Source organism: Kitasatospora sp. NPDC056181 (genome assembly GCF_042266225.1).
Lineage (GTDB): Bacteria > Actinomycetota > Actinomycetes > Streptomycetales > Streptomycetaceae > Kitasatospora.
This window is the reverse complement of record NZ_JBHJUK010000080.1, coordinates 12052-33433: the sequence shown is the minus strand read 5'-3', so window position 1 is coordinate 33433 and position 21382 is coordinate 12052. Positions and strand designations below refer to the sequence as shown.

Sequence of the window (21382 nt, the reverse complement as noted above, 5' to 3'; positions counted from 1 at the left end):
AGGCAATTGTTATTTCCCGTGATTCCGGTGACCCTACGGTCTCGTACAGCGACCGGCCGCACGCCCCCGGCCGGTCACGCATTTCCGCGGCAAATGACCGGGCGTCAGGAATTCGGATTCCCGGCGGCGTAATTCCCCGGCCGCCCGGTCCGCCTGGTCCGCCGGGGCCGGACGGCCGGGGACGGCGTCCGGGCGGGGTCGCCCGCACCACCGGCCACCCGCGCCGTGACGACCCCCGCCGTGGCCACCCGAGCCGCGGGCCCCGCCTCCGGAACCGCCGCCGAAACCGCCGCCGGGGACGGGCGGGGCCGGTGGTAGGGTGATCGAAATGTCGACGCGGAGGCCCCCAAAGACCTTGCGGGCAGCCGGGGTTGCCGCCTTACGACGGTTGCGGCCCGTCCGGCGGGCCCGCCGGACGATCACCCGCTTCCCCCCTGCCGCGGGCTACGTGCTGCTCTGCTTCGGCACCGGTGTGGCCGCGCTGGCGCTCCTCTACCTACTGGCCGCGGTCCTCGTCCTCTGCCTGGTGGGGACGGGCCTCCTGCTGCTGCCCGGAGCCCTGCGGGCGGTGCGCCGCTTCGCGCAGTTCCACCGCGGACGGGTCGGCCGCCTGCTGGGGACGGAGGTGCGCACCCCCTACCGCGACCTGGAGCCCGGCGCCTCCGCACCCGGGCGGCCGTCCCTGCGCGATCCGGCGGTCCGCAAGGACCTGCTCTGGCTGCTCACCCACGGTGTCGCCGGGACGGCGCTGTGCCTGGCCGCCCTGGCCGTCTGCGGCCGGGCGGTCAACTGGCTCACCGCGCCGGTGTGGTGGCGGCTCGCACCCGCCCAGCGCGACAGGATCATCCTGCTCGACGTCGACTCGTGGCCGAAGGCCGTCGCCGCGCTGTTCGGCGGCGTCGGCTACGCCCTGGTCGCGATGGCCGTGCTGCGGCTGCTGGCCGGCGTGCACGCCCACGCCTCCCGGCGGCTGCTGACCGCCCGGCCCCGCGACGCGCTCGCGCAGCGCGTCCGGGAACTGGCGGTGACCCGGGCGGAGGCGCTGGACGCGCACGGCGCCGAGCTGCGCCGGATCGAACGGGACCTGCACGACGGGGCCCAGGCCGACCTCGTGGCCGTCTCGCTCCGCCTGGGCATGATCAGGCGGGCGCTCGCCCAACGGCCGGAGCAGGTACCGGAGTTGGTTGACTCGGCCCAGCGGATCACGGAGCACGCCCTGGAGTCCCTGCGCCACCTGGTCCGCGGCGTCCACCCGCCCGTGCTCGCCGACCGCGGACTGGGCGAGGCGGCCCGGGCCCTCACCGCGCTCTGCGGCGTCCCGACCAGGATCGACCTCGACGAGGCGGACGGCCCGCCACCGCGCGCTCCGGCCGCGGCCGAGGCGGCGGCCTACTTCGTGATCTCCGAGGCGCTCGCCAACGTCGCCAGGCACAGCGGCGCGCAGAACGCGCTGGTCCGGCTCCGGGTCACCGCCGGCGCGATCGCGATCAGGGTGGAGGACGACGGCAGGGGCGGCGCCGCCGAGGGTGCGGGGAGCGGGATCCCAGGCCTCCGGCGGCGGGTCGCCGCCTTCGACGGGACGACCGAGCTGTCCAGCCCGCCCGGGGGCCCGACCGTACTGAAGGTGGAGATTCCATGCGGATCCTGATAGCCGAGGACAACGCCCTGCTCCGCGAGGGGCTGGTCCTGCTCCTGGGCGGCGAGGGGCACGAGGTGTGCGCCACCGTCGAGAACGGTGACGACCTGCTGCCCGCGCTGCTCGAACACCGCCCGGACGTCGCCGTGGTGGACGTCCGGCTGCCACCGGGCTTCCGGGACGAGGGACTGCGGGCCGTGGTCGAGGCCCGCCGCCAACTGCCCACGCTCCCCGTCCTGGTGCTCTCCCAGTACGTGGAGCGGGCGTACGCGACGGAGTTGCTCGCCCGCAGCGCCGCCGGCGTGGGCTACCTGCTGAAGGACCGGGTGGGGCGCGCCGAGGAGTTCCTCCAGGCGCTGCAGCGGGTCGCCGACGGCGGCACGGCCATGGACCCCGAGGTCGTCTCACAGCTGATGGCCCGCCGGGCCGGGGCGGACCCGCTGTCCTCGCTGACGCCGCGCGAGCGCGAGGTGCTGGCGCTGATGGCTGAGGGCCGCAACAACGGCACCATCGCCGAGCTGCTGTTCATCACGGAGAGCTCGGTGAACAAGCACATCGGGAACATCTTCACCAAGCTGGGCATGCCGACGCCGGAGAGCGGCAACCGCCGGGTGCTCGCCGTGCTGGCCTACCTCCGGGCCGCCTGAGCCTGCGGGACGTCGCGGGCCGGGAACGTCGCGGGCCGGGCCCGTTGCCCCGGGGCGGCAGTGCGCTCACCGTCCGTGCCCGCCGAAGGTCTCCGCGTCGCCTACCTGGCGGATCGCGCCCGGTAGCGGTTCACTGGGAGTGAGCAGGGCAGGGAATGGAGGCCCGGCGATGGAATGTCCCCACCCGATCGGATTCCACGCTGAGGTCCGCGAGCGCTACGCCGCGGCCGGGGCGGAGGTCACCCGGCTGGTGAAGGCCGTGCCCGAGGACCGGTGGACGGCGCCCACGCCGTGCCGTGACTGGGACGTGCGGGCGCTGGTGAACCACCTCGCGGCACAGCACCTGTGGGTCTGTCAGGCGGCCGCGGGCTACACCCCGGAGCAGATCGGCCGCCGGTTCCGGGGTGACGTACTGGGCCGCAACCCCCTGGGCGTGTGGAGGATGGCCGTGGGCAGCGCCCTGCGCGCCCTGAACGTGCCGGGCGCCCCCGATCTCCTGGTCCACCTGTCGTACGGGCTGCGCGACGTCGGCGGATACGCCCGTGAACTCACCGCCGAGACCGTGGTGCACGGCTGGGACCTCGCCCGTGCGCTGGGCGAGACCGGCCGGATGCCGGTGGGCGCCGCCCGGTACGCGCTCGTGGAGTTCCAGGGCTACCGCGACCTCGCCGGCACCGGCCGGTTCGACCCGCCGCACGCCACGCCGCCCGGCGCCGACGCCCAGGAGCTGCTGCTCGCCCTGACCGGGCGCGACCCGCACTGGTCCACCGAGCTGCGCTGATCCGGCCCACCACCCGGCGCACACCCGGCTCCTCACCCGACCCCGGCCCTGCACCCGGCCGCCGGGAGGGCCGTCCACCTCCCCGGTCCGGCGGACCTCCCGCCTCCCCGGCCCGGCCACCCCGGGCCCCGGCCCTTCGCGAGGCATGATGAGGCCCCGGCGAGGAGGGAGCCCCCATGACTGCTGGTACCCGCGACGAAGGGTGGCGCCGCGTGGTGCCGGCCCTGCCGGGGCTTTCCGTGCTCCGCGGCTACCGGCGCGAGTGGTCGCGCGGCGACCTGCTGGCCGGCATCACCGTGGCGGCCTACCTGGTGCCGCAGGTCATGGCGTACGCCTCCGTCGCCGGTCTGCCTCCCGTCACCGGGCTCTGGGCGATCCTGCCGGCGATCGCGCTGTACGCCCTCGTCGGCTCGTCCCGGCTGCTGTCCGTCGGCCCCGAGTCGACCACCGCGCTGATGACCGCCACCGTGGTCGGACCGCTGGCGGGCGGGGACACCGGGCGCTACGCGGCGCTGGCCGCCTCCCTCGCGGTGGTGGTCGGGCTGCTGTGCGTCCTGGCGTGGCTGACCCGGCTCGGATTCGTCGCCGATCTGCTCTCCCGGCCGGTGCTGACCGGCTATCTCACGGGCGTCGCCCTGATCATGATGGTGGACCAGCTCTCCAAGCTCACCGGGGTCGAGGTGAAGGGGGAGGGCTTCTTCCCCCAGCTGGCGTCGTTCGTGTCGAACCTGTCCGGGGCCCACGTGGCGACGGTCGTCTTCAGCGCCGCCACGCTGCTCTTCCTCTTCCTCGTGGCCCGCTTCCTCCCGCGGCTGCCCGGCCCGCTGCTGGCCGTCGTGCTCGGCACGGCGGTGTCGGCGGCGTTCTCCCTGAAGGACCACGGTGTCGCGGTCATCGGCGACATCCCGGCCGGGCTGCCCCGCCCCCGCCTGCCGGACCTGGACGAGCTGAACCGGCTGCTCCTTCCCGCCCTGGGCATCCTGCTGGTCGGCTACACCGACTTCATCCTCACCGCACGCGCCTTCGAGCCGTCCGGAGAGGGACGGCGTCCGGACGCCAACCAGGAGCTGCTGGGCCTCGGCGCGGTCAACATCGGCGCCGGCCTCTTCCAGGGCTTCCCGGTGAGCAGCAGCGCCAGCCGCACGGCGCTGGCGAAGTCGGCGGGCGGGCGCACCCAGGTGTACTCGTTGCTGGCCGGCGTCGCGGTGATCGCCGTGCTGCTGTTCCTCGGCCCGCTGCTGCGCGACACCCCGGACGCGGTGCTGGGCTCCCTGGTGGTGTTCGCGGCGGTCCGGATGATCGACATCGCCGGTTTCCGCCGGCTGGCCTCCTTCCGGCACCGGGAGCTGCTGCTGGCGGTCGGCTGCCTGGCCGGCGTCCTGGCCCTGGACATCCTGTACGGCGTGCTGGTCGCGGTGGGGCTCTCGGTGGCCGAGCTGCTCAGCCGGGTCGCGCGGCCGCACGACGCGGTGCTCGGCACCGTGCCGGGCGTCGCCGGGATGCACGACGTCGACGACTTCCCGCAGGCCCGGACCGTTCCCGGGCTGGTGGTCTACCGCTACGACTCCCCGTTGTTCTTCGCCAACGCGGAGGACTTCCGGCGGCGTGCGCTGGCCGCCGTGGCGGCCCAGCCGGCCCCGGTGAGGTGGTTCGTCCTCAACGCCGAGGCGAACGTGGAGGTGGACATCACCGCGCTGGACTCACTGGACGCCCTCCGGCTCGAACTGGCCGGCCGCGGCATCGTCTTCGCGCTGGCCCGGGTCAAGCAGGACCTCCGCGACGAGCTCGACGCCTACGGCCTGAGCGCGTCCGTCGGCGAGGACCTGATCTTCCCCACCCTCCCCACGGCGGTGGCCGCCTACCGCGCCCGGGCGGGGGACACGCCGTAGCGGTCGGCGGCGGCCCGGCCCGGCCCGGTGGCGGGCGCAGCCGCGCTCAGCCGCGGGCCGGCGCCCGGCGGCGGGCGAGGAGCTTGCCCAGCTCCCACAGCAGCAGGAGCGCGACGGCCGCCAGCAGCGCCCAGCAGAACTGCCGGAGGTTGAGGTCGGTGGTGCCCAGCAGGCGGTGGAACACGTCCATCTGGGTGACCAGCACCGCCAGGACGAACTCGCCGAGGGCCGCCAGGTTCATCTGCCTGCTGTCGAAGGTGGCGACGTTCAGCACCGAGCCGCGCTCACTGCGGCACTCGTACGCCGCCACGATCAGGCAGAGCGCGAAGGCGGTGAAGGAGATCGAGTTGCCGATCTGGAGGCTTCCGTAGTGCGACTCGCCCAGTTTGATCAGCAGGAGCAGCGCGACGGTGACGGCCAGCCCCGCCAGGCCCACGGTGATCACGACGGGCCTGGTCAGCACCGTCTCCCCGCGCGGGCGCGGGGTGCGCCGCATCAGCCCGGGGCTCGCCAGGTCGAATCCCAGGGCGAAGCCGAACGGGGCGTTGACCACGAAGTGGATCCAGAGGACCTGCGCCGGGGTGAACGGCTCTCCCGCCGCGAGGTTGAGGACGGTGGCGCCGAGGAAGGTCAGGACGAACGTCACCAGCAGCACCAGGACGAACCGGATGTACTTGGTGAGGTTGTCGTAGAGCTTCCGGCCCTCCTCGACGGCGTAGACGATGGTGGCGAAGTTGTCGTCGGCGAGGACCATGCGGCCGGCGTTCTTCGCGACGTCGGTGCCGCTGCCCATGGCGATGCCGATGTCGGCGGCCTTGATGGCCGGCGCGTCGTTGACGCCGTCGCCGGTCATCGCGACGACGTCGCCCTTCTTCTTGAGCGTGTCGGCGAGCAGCACCTTGTGTTCGGGCGCGACGCGTCCGACCACGCCGATGTCGTCGATGCGCGTCAGCCGCTCGTGTTCGGGCATGGCGGCGAAGTCGGCGCCGAGGACGGCGTCGCCCTCGATGCCCAGCTGCCGGGCGATGGCCTCACCGGTGGTCACGTCGTCCCCGGTGACCATGCGGACCCGGATATGGGCGGCCTGGGCGTCGGCCACCGCCGCCCTGGACTCCTCCCGGGGCGGGTCGACCATGCCGACGAGGCTGGTCATCCGCAGGTCGGTGACGAGCGCCAGCAGGTCGCCGGCCGGGTCGAAGTCCGCCGGGTCGAGGTCCCGCACGGCCGCGGCCATCACCCGGCGCCCCTCGCCGCCCATCCGTTCGGTCTGTGCCTGGGCCCTGCCGCTCAGGCCGGCGTCCCACGGGATGCCCGTACCGGCCGAGAGCGCGGTGGTGGCGCGGTCCATCACCGCGGGGGCCGCGCCCTTCACGAAGCACCGGACCACGCTGCGCCCCGCGGCGTCCACCGTCGAGTTGAAGGTCGCCATCAGCTTGTAGCCGGGGTCGAACGGCAGCGTGGCGAGGCGGGGGAAGCGTTCCCGGGTGGCCTCGATGTCCAGCCCGGCCTTGTGCCCGAGGACGAGCAGGGCGCCCTCGGTCGGGTCGCCCACGACCTCGCCGTCCACCAGTCTGGCGTCGTTCGCGATCAGGTAGGGCAGCACGGCGTCCTCGATGCCGGCGGAGGTGCCCGCGGCGTGGTGGACCTTCCCTTCGAGGCGGTAGCCGGTGCCGGAGACGGTGTAGCGGTCGGTGGGGCTGAGCACCTCGACGACGGTCATCTGGTTCATCGTCAGGGTGCCGGTCTTGTCGGAGTTGATGGCCGAGGTGAAGCCGAGCGTCTCGACGGAGGGCAGCTCCTTCACGATCGCGTGGCGCTTGGCCAGGTTGAGGCTGCCGACCGAGAGGATCACCTGGCTGACGGTCGGCAGCGCCTCGGGGATGGCGGCGATCGCCAGTGAGACCGCGCTGACGAAGAGGGCGTCCCACGCCTGGTCGCGGCTGCGGCCGAGCGCGAACATGACGACCATGGTCAGACCGGCCGCCGCCGCGATCCACAGCGTCAGCGTGTTGAGCTCCCTGGTGAGCGGCGACTGCTCCTTCTCGGTGGCCGACAGCATCCCGGAGATCTTGCCCAGCTCCGTGCCGGCGCCGGTGCCGGTGACGACGAGCAGTCCGCTGCCGTGCGTGACCGGGGTGTTCATGAACGCCATGTTGGTCTGGTCCCCCGGCGGCAGGCCGCCCCCGGCCGTCAGCGTGCCGGCGTCCTTCGCCGCCGGGACGCTCTCGCCGGTGAGCGCCGACTCGTCGATCTGCAGGGCACTGGCCTCGATGATCCGCCCGTCGGCCGGCACCTCGTCGCCGGCCGAGATGAGCACGATGTCGCCGACGACCACCTGCTCGGCCGGGATCTCGGCCTCGGTGCCGTCCCGGCGGACCCGCGCCGTCGCCTCCATCATCGACTTCAGCGCGTTCATCGCGCTCTCGGCCTTGCCCTCCTGGCGCAGGCCCACGACCGCGTTGAACAGGGTCAGGACGACGAGCAGGATGCCGGTGCCCCACTCCCTGATCGCGAACGACACGATCGCCGCGGCCACCAGGATGATCTGCATGTAGGTGCGGTACTGGTCGAGGAAGCGCAGCCAGTCGGGCCTCGTCTTCTCCTCCGGCAACGCGTTCGGCCCGTTCGCGGCCAGCAGTTCGGCCGCCCGGGAGGCCGTGAACCCCGCCGCCGGGTCCGCCCCGAGGGCGGCCACGACCTCCTCCGGCGGCCGCGCGTACCACGGGACGGAGCCTGCCGGTCCCGACTGGTCAGCCTGCTCCGCCATCATCGCTCCTCACGATCCGGATCCGCCCGGCCGGCCGTCCCGGCCGACCGGGTGCGCCGCCGCGTACGGGTCGTCGGCGGCTCCCTCGGGGGCCTGCTCCTCCAGCCGGCGCCTGGCCGCGCGGAGCTCCTTCCGGGCCTCGTCGCCGACGGTCGGGTACTGCGGGTCGAGCCCGATCAGCGTGTGCGCGAGCACCGCCGCCGCGCAGATCCGCGCGAACCACTTCCGGTCGGCCGGCACCACGTACCAGGGCGCCCACGGCGTGCTCGTGGCCGACAGCATCTCGGAGAACGCCTCCTGGTAGTCGTCCCACCGCTCGCGCTCGCGGATGTCGGCCGCGGAGAACTTCCAGTTCTTCTCGGGCAGGTCGATCCGTTTGAGGAAGCGGGTGCGCTGCTCCTCCTTGGAGAGGTTCAGGAAGATCTTCACCACCTTGAACCCGTTCTCGGTGAGGTACCGCTCCCAGTCGTTGATCGCCCGGTAGCGGTCCTCCCAGATCCCCGGCCCCCTCGCCTCCTCGGGCAGCCTCTGCCGGTCGAGGACCTCGGGGTGCACCCGCACCACGAGCACCTCCTCGTAGTGCGACCGGTTGAAGATCCCGATGTCGCCCCGGGCCGGCAGCCGCTGCGCGTACCGCCACAGGAAGTCGTGGTCGAGCTCCTCCGTGGAGGGCACCTTGAAGCTGCTCACGTGGACGCCCTGCGGGTTCACCCCGCTCATCACGTGGCGGATCGTGCCGTCCTTCCCGCCGGCGTCCAGCGCCTGGAGGCAGAGCAGCACCCCGTAGGTGTCCTGGGCGGCCAGCCTGGCCTGGTACTCCGCCAGCAGGGAGACGCCGGAGCGCAACAGCTCCGCGCCCTCGCGCTTCTTCAGACCGGCCTTGTAGCGCGGGTCGAAGTCGGCTTCCAGGTCCACCTCCGAACCCGGCTTCACCCGCAGCGGCTTGATGAACTTCGCGATCCGCTTCGCACGTTTGTCGGCCACCGCCTGCACCAGCTCCTCCCGGGTCCGGCAGGCGCCACGAGGCCCCGCCGTGTTCTCCGCCCGCACGGGCGACGGTGGCTGCGGCCCGTACCCGGAACCGCGGGCCCCCTCGTCCCGGACGCCGCAGACGTCCCCGTTTGCGCACTCCCGAGTCTCGGCAGCGCCGCGGCCGCCCGCACGCCGGCCTACGCCGCACGGGGGACCGCGGCCCCGGCGGCCGGCGCCGCCGCCGCGGGTCACCGGGGGACGGACCGGACCAGCAGCAGGGCGATGTCGTCGGTGCGGTGCTGCGCGTGCCCGGCCCGGCCGACGAGCGCGTCGGCGAGCCGGTCCAGCGGTTCGTCGCCGTGGTGGGCGAGCGTGGCGGTGAGCTCGGCCAGCGCCTGGTCGAGATCGCCGCCGGGCGTCTCGATCAGGCCGTCGGTGTACAGGACCAGGGTGGTGCCGACCGGCAGCCCGACGCGGATCTGCGGGTACTCGGCCTCCGGGTCGACGTTCAGCACCATGCCGGTGAGCGGCTCCAGCGCCGCCGCCCTGCCGTCCGGGTCGTACCGCAGGGGCACGGGGTGGCCCGCGTTGGCCAGCCGGGCCTCGCGGTGGACGAGATCGACGCAGAGGTACATGCAGCTGGCCAGCAGGGCCGTGTCCAGGTCGGCCAGCAGGCGGTTGGTGCGGGCGAGCACGGTACTCGGGTCGGGGTCGGCCGCGGCGAAGGCGCGGACGGCGGTGCGGACCTGGCCCATCAGCGCGGCGGCGTTGACGTTGTGGCCCTGGACGTCGCCGATCACCACGGCCACCGTGTCCGCGCCGACCCGGATGAGGTCGTAGAAGTCCCCTCCGACGTCCATGTCCTCGGTGCACGGCAGGTAGCGGGCCGCGATCTCCAGGCTCGGGACGGTGGGCAGCGCGTGCGGCAGCAGGCTCTCCTGGAGGCCGTGGGCGAGGAGGAGCTTGGTGTCGTACAGCCGGGCCCGGTCCAGGGCCTGGGCGATCAGGCCGCCGAGCGAGGTGAGGACGGCGCGCTCCTCCACGTCGAAGCGGTGCGGCTCGGCGAAGGCCAGCACGCAGGTGCCGATCAGCCGGCGCGAGGTCACCAGCGGCAGATAGGCCCAGGCGGCCATCCCGTCCTGCGTCTCGTGGCGGTCCGGGTAGAGCCGTTCCAGCTCCACCCGGGTCTCGAAGAACGCCGGCACGGGATTGGTCGACGCCTGGACGCCGGGCGTGGACTCCGTCAGCGGGGTGCTGTCGAACTGGTCGACCAGGCCCGGTGGATACCCGCGGTGGCCCACGATCCGCAGCCGGCCGCCCTCGGCCATCAGCACCGCGACGGCCTGCCCGCCGAACGCCGGCAGGATCTGCTCGGAGACCATGCCCACGACGTCCTGCACGCTGACGGCCTCGGTCAGCGCACCGGCGAGGTGGAGGAGGTGGTACAGCGCTCCGGGCCGCGTGTGCACCACGCGCTCGGCGGGGGCCCCGGCCCGCCGGCCGGCCTCGGCGTCACTGGTGACCTCGGCGGCTTCGACGACCCGTACGGTGACCCCGGAGGCGTCCGGGAAGAGCTGGAACGAGAGCCACCGGTCCGGCGGCCTCAGGGCGACGAAGGAGGTGGACTGCCCGCCGATCACCGCCGCGCGGTAGTGGTACTCGTACACCGGGTCGCGCAGCCAGGGCAGCGTCTCCCACGGCCGGACGCCCAGCAGCCGGTCCACCGGCTCGCCGAGCAGCCCGGCCGCGGCCGGGGTGACCGCGGCCAGCCGGCCGTCCAGGTCGATCTCGCAGACGCCCTCCGGCAGCCGGGCCGCCATCGTGCTGCCCGGGCCGGCGGAACGGTACTCCGCCACCGCGGGGCGCGGGCCGGGCCGGATCGGACGGCCCGCCCGGGCCGCCACCGCCAGTGGCCCGGCCAACTGCCGGGCGAGCGCTTCGAGCCCGTCGCGTTCACGGGGCGACAGCTCGGAGGGGTGCGCGGCGGGCCAGAGGACGAAGAGGGCCCCGTGGGCGGTCCCCTGTGCCACGAGCGGAACGGCCGCGAGGCAGAACGAGTACGGCATGGCGACCGCGACGCTGGGGTACCGGCGGGCCATCTCCTCGGGACCGGCGACCCAGACCGTCCGGCCGGTGCGCACCGCCTCGACGACCGGGATCGGCGCGGTCGTGCCGACGTGCCGCCACGGTCGGGTGAACTGCCGGGCGGCCCCGAAGGTCATGACCAGTTCGAGCAGGCGCTGGTCCTCCGACAGCACGTAGAGGCCGCCGAGGTGCGCACCGATCCGGTCCGGCACCGACCGCAGGATCCGCGCCAGCACCGCGAGGCCGCGCCCTTCCATCACCTCGGCGGCCTCGTGTCCGGACCGCGGCGACGCATGTGGCGGCATGCCCATCACAACAACCTCGTTCGAGCCGACGGCGGACCCGCGCCCTCCTCCATACTGGCCCGGCCGGGCACCGGACGCGCCCTGTCGCCGCCCCGCGGACGGCGGTGGAGGCGCACCGCCGACGCCCTCCACGTGGTGACCGCCGGGAGCGCGGTGGACGGCCGACCGGCACTCCCCGGGACGCACACGGGAAGGCCACCCCGGGGAGACCCCGGGGTGGCCTGCGCTCCGACCGCCTGTTCAGGGCTGAATCCCTGAGGAGCGGATCAGTAGGGCTCCGCCTTGCTCTGCGCTTCGACCTGGGCCACCTCGGCCACGGCGATGGCGATGCCGAGCGCCTCGGTGATGTGGCCCGCCGCCGCCATGACGCGGGCCGTGCCCACGATGGGCGCGACCGCGACCAGCACGTCCTGCAACTGTTCGACCGTCAGCCCGGCCTCGACGGCCGGGCCCACGTGGGCGAGGTAGGAGATCGCGGGTGCGTCCATGGCCGCGAGGGCGGCGATCCTGGTGAGGATGAGCGTCCGCTCGTCCAGGCCGCAACGTTCGAGCGAGTCGACCGTCATGGCGGCAAGCGTGTCGAGGACGGGGGTCTCTGACTGTGTGGACATGCCTGGCTGCCTTCCGCAGAGGTGGCACTGACAGGGAAGTGCGCCGGACAGCGGGAGTCGCCACCGCCGACGGGCCCTGTTCCGAAGACTAGAGGCCTCCCCCGCCCCGCGCACGGCGGGCGGCGGCCGGAAGGTGCGGCAGCCTCCGCACGTCGGCGAGGAGCACGGTGCCCGGGCCGGCCGTTCCCGGCACCGTCGGCGCGTCCTCGCGCCGCCGCCGGCGCAGCCAGACGGTCAGCAGGAGGCACGGCAGCAGGAGCCCGCAGAGGGTGAGGACGAGGAACGTCGTGAAGCCGCTGATGTGGCTCACCAGCCACGCGAAGTTCTGCCCGAAGAACCCGACCACGAACGACAGCGGGAGGAACACCGTCGCCACGATCGTGAGCCGCTCCATCGTGGCGCTCTGCCGGAGGGTGATCTTGTTCTGCTCGACGGAGATGACCGCGATGTTCGCCTCCAGGACGGTGGTCAGGAGGTCCCGCTGGGCGGCGACCTCCTCGTTGACCAGCAGGAGGTGGTCGTGCACGTCGCGGAAGTACGGCAGGAGTTCGGCCGACGACCTGCCGGGCTGCAGCCGCCGGCCCACCACGGCCAGCAGCGGGTGCACGACGCGGTAGAAGTCGGTGGCCTCCCGGCGCAGGAAGTAGATCCGCTCGGTCGGCGCGACCGCCCCGGAGAACACCGTGGCCTCGATCTCCTCGATGTCGCGTTCGAGTCCCGCGACGACGGGCGCGTAGCCGTCGACGACCTGGTCGAGGATGCCCCAGAGCGTCGAGGTGCTGCCGGCCCGCAGCAGCTCGGGCCTGCGTTCCAGCCGGCTGCGGGCACCGGCCAGTTCGCTGGCGACGCCCTGGCGGACGGTGATCACGAAGTGCTCGGCCAGGAAGATGCTGATCTCACCGGTGTCGACCTCCTCGCGCTCGTCGTCGTAGCGCGCCGTGCGCAGGATGATCAGCTCCGTGCCGTCCTCGTACTGCTCGGCCTTCGGCCGCAGGTGGAAGGCCTGGGCGTCCTCGACGGCGAGTTCGTGGAGGCCGAAACCCTCGCGGACCTCCTCCAGTTCCTCGGTGCCCGGTTCGAACATGCCCAGCCAGACGAAGCCGCCCAGCGCGCAGCGCGCGGCCGCCTCCTCCAGGGGCATCGCGCCCTCGTGCTGCCGGCGCCCGTCGTGGTAGTGCGCACAGTCGACGATCATGGCCTTCCTCCTCGCGTCCGGCCCGCCGACGCCTCCACCACCCCCACCGCGCCGTTCCGCGACGCGATGCGCCGGCAGGCCTCACAGCAACGCCTGCTCCTCCGCTCCCCCTCATGCTCCTCCGCTTCGGCCGCGACGTCCCCGCGCTCCGTCCCGGACGTCCCGACGCGCCGGCCGAAGCGTCCCCACGGCCGCCCGGACCTCCCCGCGGCGGCCCCGCACGGCGGACGCGTCCGCGGCGGCGGCCGAAGGTACCGGTGGGCAGGGACCTTCGGTCCCTCGGCAGCGAGGCCTCCCGTGCGTTCTTCTTGAGGCGCCACCGGAACCCGCGCCCGGCGTCCCGGCCCACCACCGGCCGTCGACGCACGCGGTCCACCGCCACGTGCCCGAGGAGTACGCCTTGCTTTCCGCCGAATCAGCCCGGGTCGTCCGCGACTCCCTGCCCGCCGTCGGCGCGGCCCTCGACGAGATCACCGCCCACTTCTACGCCACCATGTTCGCCGAGCACCCGGAGCTCCTGGACGGGATGTTCAACCGCGGCAACCAGGCCAGCGGCGCCCAGCGCCAGGCCCTCGCCGGGTCGATCGCCGGGTTCGCCGGCGCGCTGCTGGCCCGTCCGGACACCCGCCCCGACGCGCTGCTGGCCCGCATCGCCCACAAACACGTCGCGGTCGGCGTCACCGACGACCAGTACACGATCGTGCACAAGTACCTCTTCGCCGCCATCGCCGAGGTGCTGGGCGAGGCGGTGACACCCGAGGTGGCCGCGGCCTGGGACGAGGTCTACTGGCTGATGGCCGGTGCCCTCATCGCCCAGGAGGCCCGCCTCTACCAGGAGGCGCAGGTCCGGCCGGGGATGATCTGGCAGCGGTGGACGGTCGTCGAGCGGCGCGAGGAGACCGCGGACACGGCCTCCTTCCTGCTCCGGCCCGCCGACGGCTCCGACGCCCCGCCGGCCCGGGCGGGCCAGTACGTCAGCGTGCGCGTCCTGCTGCCCGACGGCGTGCACCAGCTGCGCCAGTACAGCCTCTCCGGCGCGCCCGGCGGGCGGCTGCGCCGGATCACCGTCAAGCGGGTCCACGGCGAGGGCCCCGACGGCGAGGTCTCCGGTCTCCTGCACCGCACCGTGCGCCCCGGCGACGAGCTCACCCTGTCCGTGCCCGTCGGCGACGTCGTCCTCGACGACACGGACGCCCCGCTGGTGCTGGTCTCCGCCGGGATCGGCTGCACGCCGATGGTGGGCATGCTCGAACACCTCGCCGCCACCGGCTCCCGCCGCCCGGTCCTCGTCCTGCACGCGGACCGCTCCCCCGCCGACCACGCCCTGCGCGCCGACACCAACCGCCTCGTGGCCGGACTGCCCGACGCCCGCGCCGTGTTCTGGTACGAGCGGCCCTCGGCCGAGGAGCCGGAGGGGCGCACCGGGCTGATGGACCTCGACGGCCTCGACCTGCCCGGGAACGCCCACGTGTACCTGTGCGGCGCGCTGCCCTTCATGCGGGCGGCCCGCGACCGGCTGCTGCGCGCCGGAGTCCCGGCCCGGCACATCCGCTACGAGGTCTTCGGCCCCGACCTCTGGCTCGCCGACACCACGGCCTGACAGCGGCCGCGCAACCGCCGCCGCGGCAGGAACGCCCTCTGCCGCGGCGGCGGTGCGTCCCGCCTGCCGGTCAGCCCGACCGGGTCGCGGCCGCACCGGCCTCGGGGGCGGGCTCCGGCCCGGCACCGGGGAGCATGCGCCCGAAGGCGGACCGGACGTCGGCGGTCGTGCGGCCGGTCTCGTGGAGCGCCCGCGGGAGGTGGTGCGCCAGGGCCTCGACCAGTGCCCGGATGTGGTCACGGCCGACGTGCCGGGTGAGGGTGAAGCGCAGGCCGGACTTCTTGAGGGGGACGACCGGGAAGGACGACTGGTTCACGTAGAAGCCCTCGTCGAGCATCCGCCGCACCATGGCGTAGCTCACCTCGGGCTCGCCGAGACCGAGGTAGTAGACCGGTGTCCGCGGGTCGGAGACGACGGGCAGGCCGGCGGCGGCGAGGAGCCCGTTGCAGTACTCCCGGCGCTCCGCCAGCTCCGCCTGGAGCTCCCCGATCCGGGCGGAGAGGTGGATCCGCGCCGAGGCGATCGCCGCCCCGAGCATCGGGGGCGGCAGCGGGTGGGAGTACATCAGCGGTCCCCCGTTGATCCGGACCTTCTCGTACGCCTCCCCGGTGGGGAACACGGCGACTCCGCCGATGGTCCCGAAGCCCTTGGCGAGTGTCGTCACGAGCACCACCCGGCCGCCCAGGCGCCGGCCGAGCCGCTCGAAGACGTAACCCGCGCCGTGCCGCCCGTACCAGCTCATGCCGTGCGCGTCGTCGACGTAGAGGTGCAGCGCCGGGTACTCCTCCATCAGCCGGACGAGCTCCTCGACCGGCGCGACGTCGCCGAACATCGAGTACACGCCGTCGATCAGGTACCAGACCCGCTCGCCGGAGGCCTGCGACCGCCGGAGCCTGCGCCTGAGCGCGTCCAGGTCGCCGTGGCGCACCATCGCGAGCTCGACCCCCTGGTGCCGGACGAGCTGGGCGGCCGTCTGGACGCTGAAGTGGACCTGCTGGTCCAGCACGGCGTGGTCGCCCGCCCCGAGCAGCGCCGGCAGCACGGAGATGTGGCACAGCGACGTCGAGGAGTACACGAGCACGGGGTGGCCCTCGTACATCTCCCCCAACAGCTCTTCGAGTTCGAGGTTCAGGCCGGACGCCACGTACGACCGCGAGACCGAGAACTGCATGCCGAAGCGGGCGATCGCGTCGACGGCGCCGCGCTGGATCCGCTCGTCCTGTTCGAGGGCGAGGTAGCCGCAGGTGCCGAAGTTGAGCAGGTCCCGGCCCCCGATCCGCAGGAACGTGCCCGGCGGCTCGTCGAGCCCGGTCGTCAGATGACTGGTGCCCTGTCTCATCGCCTCGGCGATCAACCTCTCGGCGGTGTCGGCGGAACTCTGGTACGGCACGGCGGCCATGGCGGACCCCTTCGGACCATCAGTCGGTCGGACCATGGGATGAACGGCACGCGCCCATGGAGGTCACGCGGACACGGGGCGCGCGACGGGGGCGCGCGGAAGCACTTCGCGGGGCGCCCGGCAGTGCGAGGCGGGCCGCCGGGCCGGGCCCCGAGGAGACAACCCTCCGGAGGTCACGGTGGCTGACGGGGCTTTCAGCCCCCGGAGGGATCTTGGCCGGGGCCCCGGGTAAGGTAGGCGATCGTGGCGAGTCGTAAAACGTCGATCATGGAAGCAGCGGCGCGGGTGATCGCGCGGCGTGGGGTGCGCGGGCTGCGGGTGGAGGAGCTCGCCGCCGAGGCCGGCGTGTCCACCGCGTTGATCTACTACCACTTCAAGGACCGCACCGGGATCCTCCGGCAGACGCTGGAGTTCATCAACGACCGGGCCGAGCGCTACACGACCGAGCGCGCCGCCGACGCGCCGCCGCTGACGGCCCGCGAGGAGCTGGAGCAGACCCTGCTGCTGGAGCTCCAGGACACCGCCGAGGTGCGCGAGAACAGCACCGCCTGGGGCGAGCTGCGGGCGAGCGCGGTGTTCGACGGGACCCTGCGCGAGGACCTCGCACGGGCCACCCGGGTCTGGGTGCAGGAGGTCGCCGAGCTGCTCGGGGCGGTGCAGCCGATGTCCCCGGCGGTCGCCCTGGCCGGTGCGGCGGAGCGGCTGACCGCGCTGCTGGAGGGGCTGAGCACGCGCTGGCTCAGCGGCAGCCTGCCCCTGGCGCACGCCCGCGCGCTCATGGCCGAGGCGATCGACGCCGAGGTGGCCCGGCTCGGCTCCTGAGCCGGTCGGCAGGGTCCGGACCGGCGGACTCCGGCCGGTGGTTCGCATCCGCGGGGCCGGGCCCACGTGCATTCCGAGCCCGCCTGCACTCTGAGCCCGCCGAGGCCGGAGGACGTCACTCTCCGTATGACAGTCGTCGGACCTGCGTCATGCCACGCCCGCGAGTTTGACTGATTTTTCAGTCAGTGCGAGCCTGAAGCCGCAGGCCGGGTGCTGCCGCCGGGCCGCTCCCGTGGTGCGCCGTCGTGTGGCGGCGCGAAGAGTGGACCTGGTGGCCCGTGCACCCTCCCCCGCACCGCCGCACGATCTGGAGACCCTCATGACGCACCACCGCGATGACCGTTCCGCCGAGGCCTACCCCTGGGTGCCCGCGGACGACGCACCGCACGCCCGGACGTGGATGTCCTGGCCCTCCCGCCGGGGCGTGTGGGGGCTGCGCCTGGGCGGCGTCCAGGAGGACATCGCCCTGATCGCCCGGACCATCGCGGAGTTCGAGCCGGTGGTCATGTGCGCGCCCGACGACTGGACGGCGGGCAAGGCCCAGCCGTGGTGCGGTTCCGCGGTGGAGGTGATCACCGCCATCCCCACCGACGACCTGTGGATGCGCGACATCGCACCGGTGTTCCGCCGGGACGGCCACGGCGGCCTGGACGCCGTGATCCTCAACTTCAACGGCTGGGGCAACAAGCAGGTCCACCACGACGACGCCCTGGTCGCCGAGCGCCTCGCCACCCGCCGGGGCCTGCGCCACAGCTACGCGGACTTCGTCGGCGAGGGCGGCGCGATCGAGACCGACGGCGACGGCACGGTCATGGCCACCGAGAGCAGCCTGGTCAACAAGAACCGCAACCGGGGCATGAGCCGGGACGAGATCGAGGACGCCGTCCTGGAGGCCTACGGCGCGGACGAGATGATCTGGCTGCCGGGCATCAAGGGCCGAGACATCACCGACGACCACGTGGACGTCACCTCCCGGTTCATCCGCCCCGGTGTCGTGATGGTCCAGCTGCCGCCGGCCGACCGCAACGACGCCTGGGCGCGGGACGCCCGCGAGCAGTTCGCGATCCTCTCCGCCGCCACCGACGCCCGCGGCCGCCGCCTCCAGGTCATCCCCGTGCACGGGCCGGACACCGTCCGCTCCCGCAGCTCGAAGTTCGTCGACTCCTACCTCAACTTCCACGTCGTCAACGGCGGTGTCATCACCGCCCAGTTCGGCGACCGGTACAAGGACGCCGCCGCGAAGGAGGCGCTCGCCGCGGCGTTCCCCGGCCGCGAGGTGGTGCAGATCGACGTCGACCGCCTGATGGCCGGCGGCGGCGGCATTCACTGCTCGACCATGCACGAGCCGCTGCCGTAGCCGAGGCCGCCTCCACCGAACACCCCGTACCGAAGCCCCGACCCCCAGCCGGAGACCCCACATGCCCAACGCCCTGTCCCGCCGCACCCTGATGCGCTCCCTCGCCGGTGCCGGCGTCGGCGCCCTCACCCTCGGCCTCACCGCCTGCGATCCCACCGGCGCCGGCGACCTCGACGCCGTCCCGCCCTCGCAGCAGCCCGGCGGTACGGCCACGGGCGGCCCGGGCGCCCGCCGCTTCGGCGCCGAGTGGGAGAAGCACCTGCGCACGGTGATGTCCTGGCCCGCCTCCGAGAACGTCTGGGGCGACCAGCTCCCGGACGTCCGCCGGGACGTCGCGGGCCTGGCCCAGGCCATCGCGGCGCGCGAGCCGGTCGTCCTGATGGCCCGCCCGGAGCAGAAGGACGCCGCCCAGAAGGCCTGTGGCCCGGCGGTCGAGGTCGTACCCATCGCCGTCGACGACCTGTGGGCCCGGGACACCCTGCCGGTGTTCGTCGAGGAGGGCGGCAAGGTCAAGGGCGTCGACTTCAACTTCAACGGCTGGGGCGGCAAGCAGCAGCGCGGCAACGACTCCAAGGTCGCCCGCGCGGTGCTGGCGAAGTACGGCGTCGAGCGCATCGAGACCCGGCTCGTCGCCGAGGGCGGCTCCTTCGAGACCGACGGCGAGGGCACCCTGCTGGTGACCGAGAGCTCCGTCGTCAACGACAACCGCAACCCGGGCATGACCCGCGACCAGGTCGAGGCGGAGCTCAGGAAGGCCCTCGGCGTCACCAAGGTCGTCTGGCTGGCCGGCGTCAAGGGCAAGGACATCACCGACGCACACGTCGACTGCCTGGCCCGCTTCGTCGCCCCCGGCGTGGTCCTGCTCGACCAGGCCTTCCCCGGCACCCCGCCGGACGTCTGGTCCCGCGCCGCCGACCAGGCCCGCACCGCCCTGAAGAACGCCACCGACGCGCGCGGCAGGAAGCTGGAGGTCGTCGAGCTCCAGCAGCCCGACCCGGACAGGATCACCGGGCGCGGCGACGCCTTCGTCTCCTCGTACATGAACTTCTACATCGGCGCGAAGGGCGTCTACCTGCCGAAGTTCGGCGACGACCGGGCCGACGGCCGGGCCCAGCAGATCATGAAGCAGTACTTCCCCGGGCGGGAGATCGTCCCCGTGAAGATCGACGCGATCGCCGCCGGTGGTGGCGGCATCCACTGCGCGACCCACGACATCCCCGCCCTCGGCTGAGCGGCCCCCTTCCGGCGGGGCCGGGCCCGGTTCCGGGACCGGCCCCGGCCCCGCCGCGTCAGACGGCGGGCTGCTGCTGGGTGACGCAGTGGATCCCGCCGCCTCCCGCCCCGAGGTAGTCGATGTTGAGCTGCTCGACGGTGCGGCCGGGGAACAGCCGGGCGAGGGTGGCCCTGGCCGCGCTGTCGGCCCTGGTGTCGCCGAACTGGGCGGAGATCACCGCGTTGTTGCAGAGGTAGTAGTTGGCGTAGGAGCCGACGAAGTCGGGGGACGTGGAGCGGATCAGGTTGTAGTCGGGGCCCTGGATCTGACCGACCGTGAACGGCGTGCCCTGGGCGCTGGTGGCGGTCGAGAGCGCCCGGTACTGCTGGCGCTCGTCCTCGGCCCAGATGTCGGTGTCGCTCGCCAGGGGCTTCTGGACCACGGCCGCGCCGGCGCCGACGAAGCGGGAGGTGGCGTCCACGTGGTCGTCGGTGATGTCCTGGCCCGCGATGCCGGGGAACCAGATCACCGTGGAGGCGCCGAAGGCCGCGCACATCGCGGCCTCGATCTGGGCCTGGGACATGCCGGGGTTGCGGTTGGGGTTGATGATGCTGCTCCGGGTGGCCATCAGCGTGCCGGCGCCGTCGGTCTCGACGGCGCCGCCCTCGGCGACCAGCCCGGCCCGGGTGAACGGCACGCCCAGGTAGGCGGCGACGCGCTGGGCGACCAGGGCGTCGTTGCCGTGCGGGTTCTGGTGGTTGCCCCAGCCGTTGAAGCCGAGGCCGACGGTGTCGAGACCGCCCGTGCCGTCGGTGCGGAACACGGGCCCGGTGTCGCGCATCCAGCAGTCGTCGACCGGGATGTCCCCGATGACGGTGACGCGTGAGCCGCACATCGACCGCGCCTTCGCGACACCGGCGGGATTGGCGCACATGGTCACCGGCTCGTACTTCGCGATGGTCTTCGCGATGAGGGCGATGTTCGACTGGACACCGCTGAGCTTGCCCCGCCAGATGGTGCTGCTGTCCGGCCAGGCCATCCAGGTGCGGGTGTGCGGGACGGTGTCCAGCGGCACGCGGTAGCCCGCGGCGCCGACGGTGGCCGGCCCGCCCGCGGTGGTACGGCGTTCCCCGGCGGCCAGCGCCTGCCCGCCGGTCGCCGCGGTCAGCGCGGTGCCGGCGACGGCGAGCCCGGCGGCCGTCAGGAACCGGCGTCGGCCGACCTGCCCGTCGGCCGACGTCTGAAGTCTGGAGCGGTCGTCCATCACTGCCTCCATGTCAAAGTCCGCTGCTCCTGCAGCAGTTGACCGAAAAGGTAAAACTGGCCAAGCGCTTGGTCAATACTTTTCGCAGGCATCGGCCCGGACGGTTCGGCGTTCGCCGGGTCCGGGCGTCCGCCGGGAACCGCAGGCGGCATCACCGGCCCTGCCCGGCCCCGGCAGTCGTTACAGTGACGGCCATGGCGACACAGGCGACAGGCACAGATCGGGGAACGGCCTCCGGACCGGGCGGCGCCGGCCGGACGCGCGCGTCCGCCAAGGGCGAGCTGACCCGGGCCCGGCTGATCGCGGCGGCCCGCACCCTGCTCGCGGGCGACGGCGCGGGGCGGTTCACCACCCGCAACGTGGCGGCGCTGAGCGGGGTCTCGCACGGGATGTGCCACTACCACTTCGCGGACCGCACCGAGCTGATCGTGGCCGTGGTGGCGGACATCCGGCCCGAGTGGATCGCCCCGCTGGAGGAGGCGGTCACCGGCCCGGGCGACTTCGCCGAGCGGGCGGAACGGGTGCTGGCGCTGCTCACCCGGCCCGAGAGCCCCGACCTGGCGCGCCTGCACGCGGCCCTGCACTGGCTCGCCCTCAACGACGAGCGGGTCCGGGCCGGCCTGGAGGCGGAGTACGGGCGGTGGCGGTCCTGCTTCGTGCGCCTGTTCCGGGCCCTGGCGGACGAGCGCGGCAGCGGCGCCGACCCGGTCCCCCTCGGCGAGGCCTTCGCCGCCGCCGTGGACGGGATCGCCGCCATCGGGTCGCTGGACGGGACGGTGGACGCCGCGCGGGTGCTGCGGACGCTGATGGACTCGCTGGCGTCCACCGTGTGACCGGCC

Annotated in this window: 16 protein-coding genes; 9 read left to right on the top strand and 7 right to left on the bottom strand. The window is 73.6% G+C overall.

Annotation, left to right across the window (positions count from 1 at the left end; genetic code table 11):
- Positions 1–388 precede the first annotated feature (388 nt).
- From ACFC1F_RS26870 to ACFC1F_RS26855, 4 genes are all read left to right on the top strand, one after another.
- The gene (locus ACFC1F_RS26870) at positions 389–1648 is read left to right on the top strand and encodes a sensor histidine kinase (RefSeq protein ID WP_376162000.1); all 1260 of its coding nucleotides are present in this window, start codon (positions 389–391) and stop codon (positions 1646–1648) included.
- Complete coding sequence (locus ACFC1F_RS26865; RefSeq protein ID WP_376161998.1) at positions 1636–2283, top strand: LuxR C-terminal-related transcriptional regulator; 648 nt, start codon at positions 1636–1638, stop codon at positions 2281–2283. Before ACFC1F_RS26870 ends, ACFC1F_RS26865 begins: the two co-directional genes overlap by 13 nt.
- Positions 2284–2452: 169 nt before the next feature.
- Positions 2453–3064, top strand: a complete 612-nt coding sequence (locus ACFC1F_RS26860) for a TIGR03086 family metal-binding protein (protein ID WP_376161996.1) — start codon at positions 2453–2455, stop codon at positions 3062–3064.
- A 176-nt stretch (positions 3065–3240) separates the two neighbouring features.
- Positions 3241–4953: a SulP family inorganic anion transporter gene (locus tag ACFC1F_RS26855; protein ID WP_376161994.1), complete on the top strand. Its 1713-nt coding sequence runs from the start codon at positions 3241–3243 to the stop codon at positions 4951–4953.
- A gap of 46 nt (positions 4954–4999) precedes the next feature.
- Here ACFC1F_RS26855 and ACFC1F_RS26850 read toward each other — a convergent pair whose 3' ends face one another.
- The 5 genes from ACFC1F_RS26850 to ACFC1F_RS26830 form a co-directional block, all read right to left on the bottom strand.
- On the bottom strand, positions 5000–7720 hold the full coding sequence (locus ACFC1F_RS26850; RefSeq protein ID WP_376161992.1) for a cation-translocating P-type ATPase: 2721 nt from the start codon (positions 7718–7720) through the stop codon (positions 5000–5002).
- Between the two features lie 9 nt (positions 7721–7729).
- Entirely contained in the window at positions 7730–8704 is a 975-nt protein-coding gene (locus ACFC1F_RS26845) for a polyphosphate kinase 2 family protein (protein ID WP_376161991.1), read from the bottom strand.
- 236 nt (positions 8705–8940) lie between these two features.
- Positions 8941–11088, bottom strand: coding sequence for a SpoIIE family protein phosphatase (locus tag ACFC1F_RS26840; RefSeq protein ID WP_376161989.1), 2148 nt, complete (start codon positions 11086–11088; stop codon positions 8941–8943).
- A gap of 260 nt (positions 11089–11348) precedes the next feature.
- The gene (locus ACFC1F_RS26835) at positions 11349–11693 is read right to left on the bottom strand and encodes a carboxymuconolactone decarboxylase family protein (protein WP_209413117.1); all 345 of its coding nucleotides are present in this window, start codon (positions 11691–11693) and stop codon (positions 11349–11351) included.
- Between the two features lie 88 nt (positions 11694–11781).
- Positions 11782–12888 carry a magnesium and cobalt transport protein CorA gene (locus tag ACFC1F_RS26830; RefSeq protein WP_376161987.1) on the bottom strand — a complete coding sequence of 369 codons (1107 nt, stop codon included), beginning with the start codon at positions 12886–12888 and terminating at the stop codon, positions 11782–11784.
- A gap of 400 nt (positions 12889–13288) precedes the next feature.
- Between ACFC1F_RS26830 and ACFC1F_RS26825 the strand changes: the two genes are divergently transcribed.
- On the top strand, positions 13289–14488 hold the full coding sequence (locus ACFC1F_RS26825) for a globin domain-containing protein (RefSeq protein WP_376161985.1): 1200 nt from the start codon (positions 13289–13291) through the stop codon (positions 14486–14488).
- A 70-nt stretch (positions 14489–14558) separates the two neighbouring features.
- Here the strand turns inward: ACFC1F_RS26825 and ACFC1F_RS26820 are convergent, their stop codons facing one another.
- Complete coding sequence (locus tag ACFC1F_RS26820) at positions 14559–15887, bottom strand: aminotransferase class I/II-fold pyridoxal phosphate-dependent enzyme (protein WP_376161983.1); 1329 nt, start codon at positions 15885–15887, stop codon at positions 14559–14561.
- Between the two features lie 267 nt (positions 15888–16154).
- On the opposite strand from ACFC1F_RS26820, the gene ACFC1F_RS26815 reads away from it, so the two are divergent.
- From ACFC1F_RS26815 to ACFC1F_RS26805, 3 genes are all read left to right on the top strand, one after another.
- Entirely contained in the window at positions 16155–16709 is a 555-nt protein-coding gene (locus ACFC1F_RS26815) for a TetR/AcrR family transcriptional regulator (RefSeq protein ID WP_148641053.1), read from the top strand.
- 319 nt (positions 16710–17028) lie between these two features.
- Positions 17029–18066 (top strand): agmatine/peptidylarginine deiminase, encoded by a 1038-nt coding sequence (locus ACFC1F_RS26810; RefSeq protein ID WP_376161981.1) that lies wholly within the window; start codon positions 17029–17031, stop codon positions 18064–18066.
- Positions 18067–18127: 61 nt separating this feature from the next.
- Positions 18128–19297, top strand: coding sequence for an agmatine/peptidylarginine deiminase (locus ACFC1F_RS26805; RefSeq protein ID WP_376161979.1), 1170 nt, complete (start codon positions 18128–18130; stop codon positions 19295–19297).
- Positions 19298–19355: 58 nt separating this feature from the next.
- Here the strand turns inward: ACFC1F_RS26805 and ACFC1F_RS26800 are convergent, their stop codons facing one another.
- Positions 19356–20543, bottom strand: coding sequence for an agmatine/peptidylarginine deiminase (locus tag ACFC1F_RS26800; protein WP_376161977.1), 1188 nt, complete (start codon positions 20541–20543; stop codon positions 19356–19358).
- 194 nt (positions 20544–20737) lie between these two features.
- Between ACFC1F_RS26800 and ACFC1F_RS26795 the strand changes: the two genes are divergently transcribed.
- A complete protein-coding gene (locus tag ACFC1F_RS26795; protein ID WP_376161975.1) occupies positions 20738–21376 on the top strand; it encodes a TetR/AcrR family transcriptional regulator in 639 nt (212 codons plus the stop codon).
- Positions 21377–21382 lie beyond the last annotated feature (6 nt).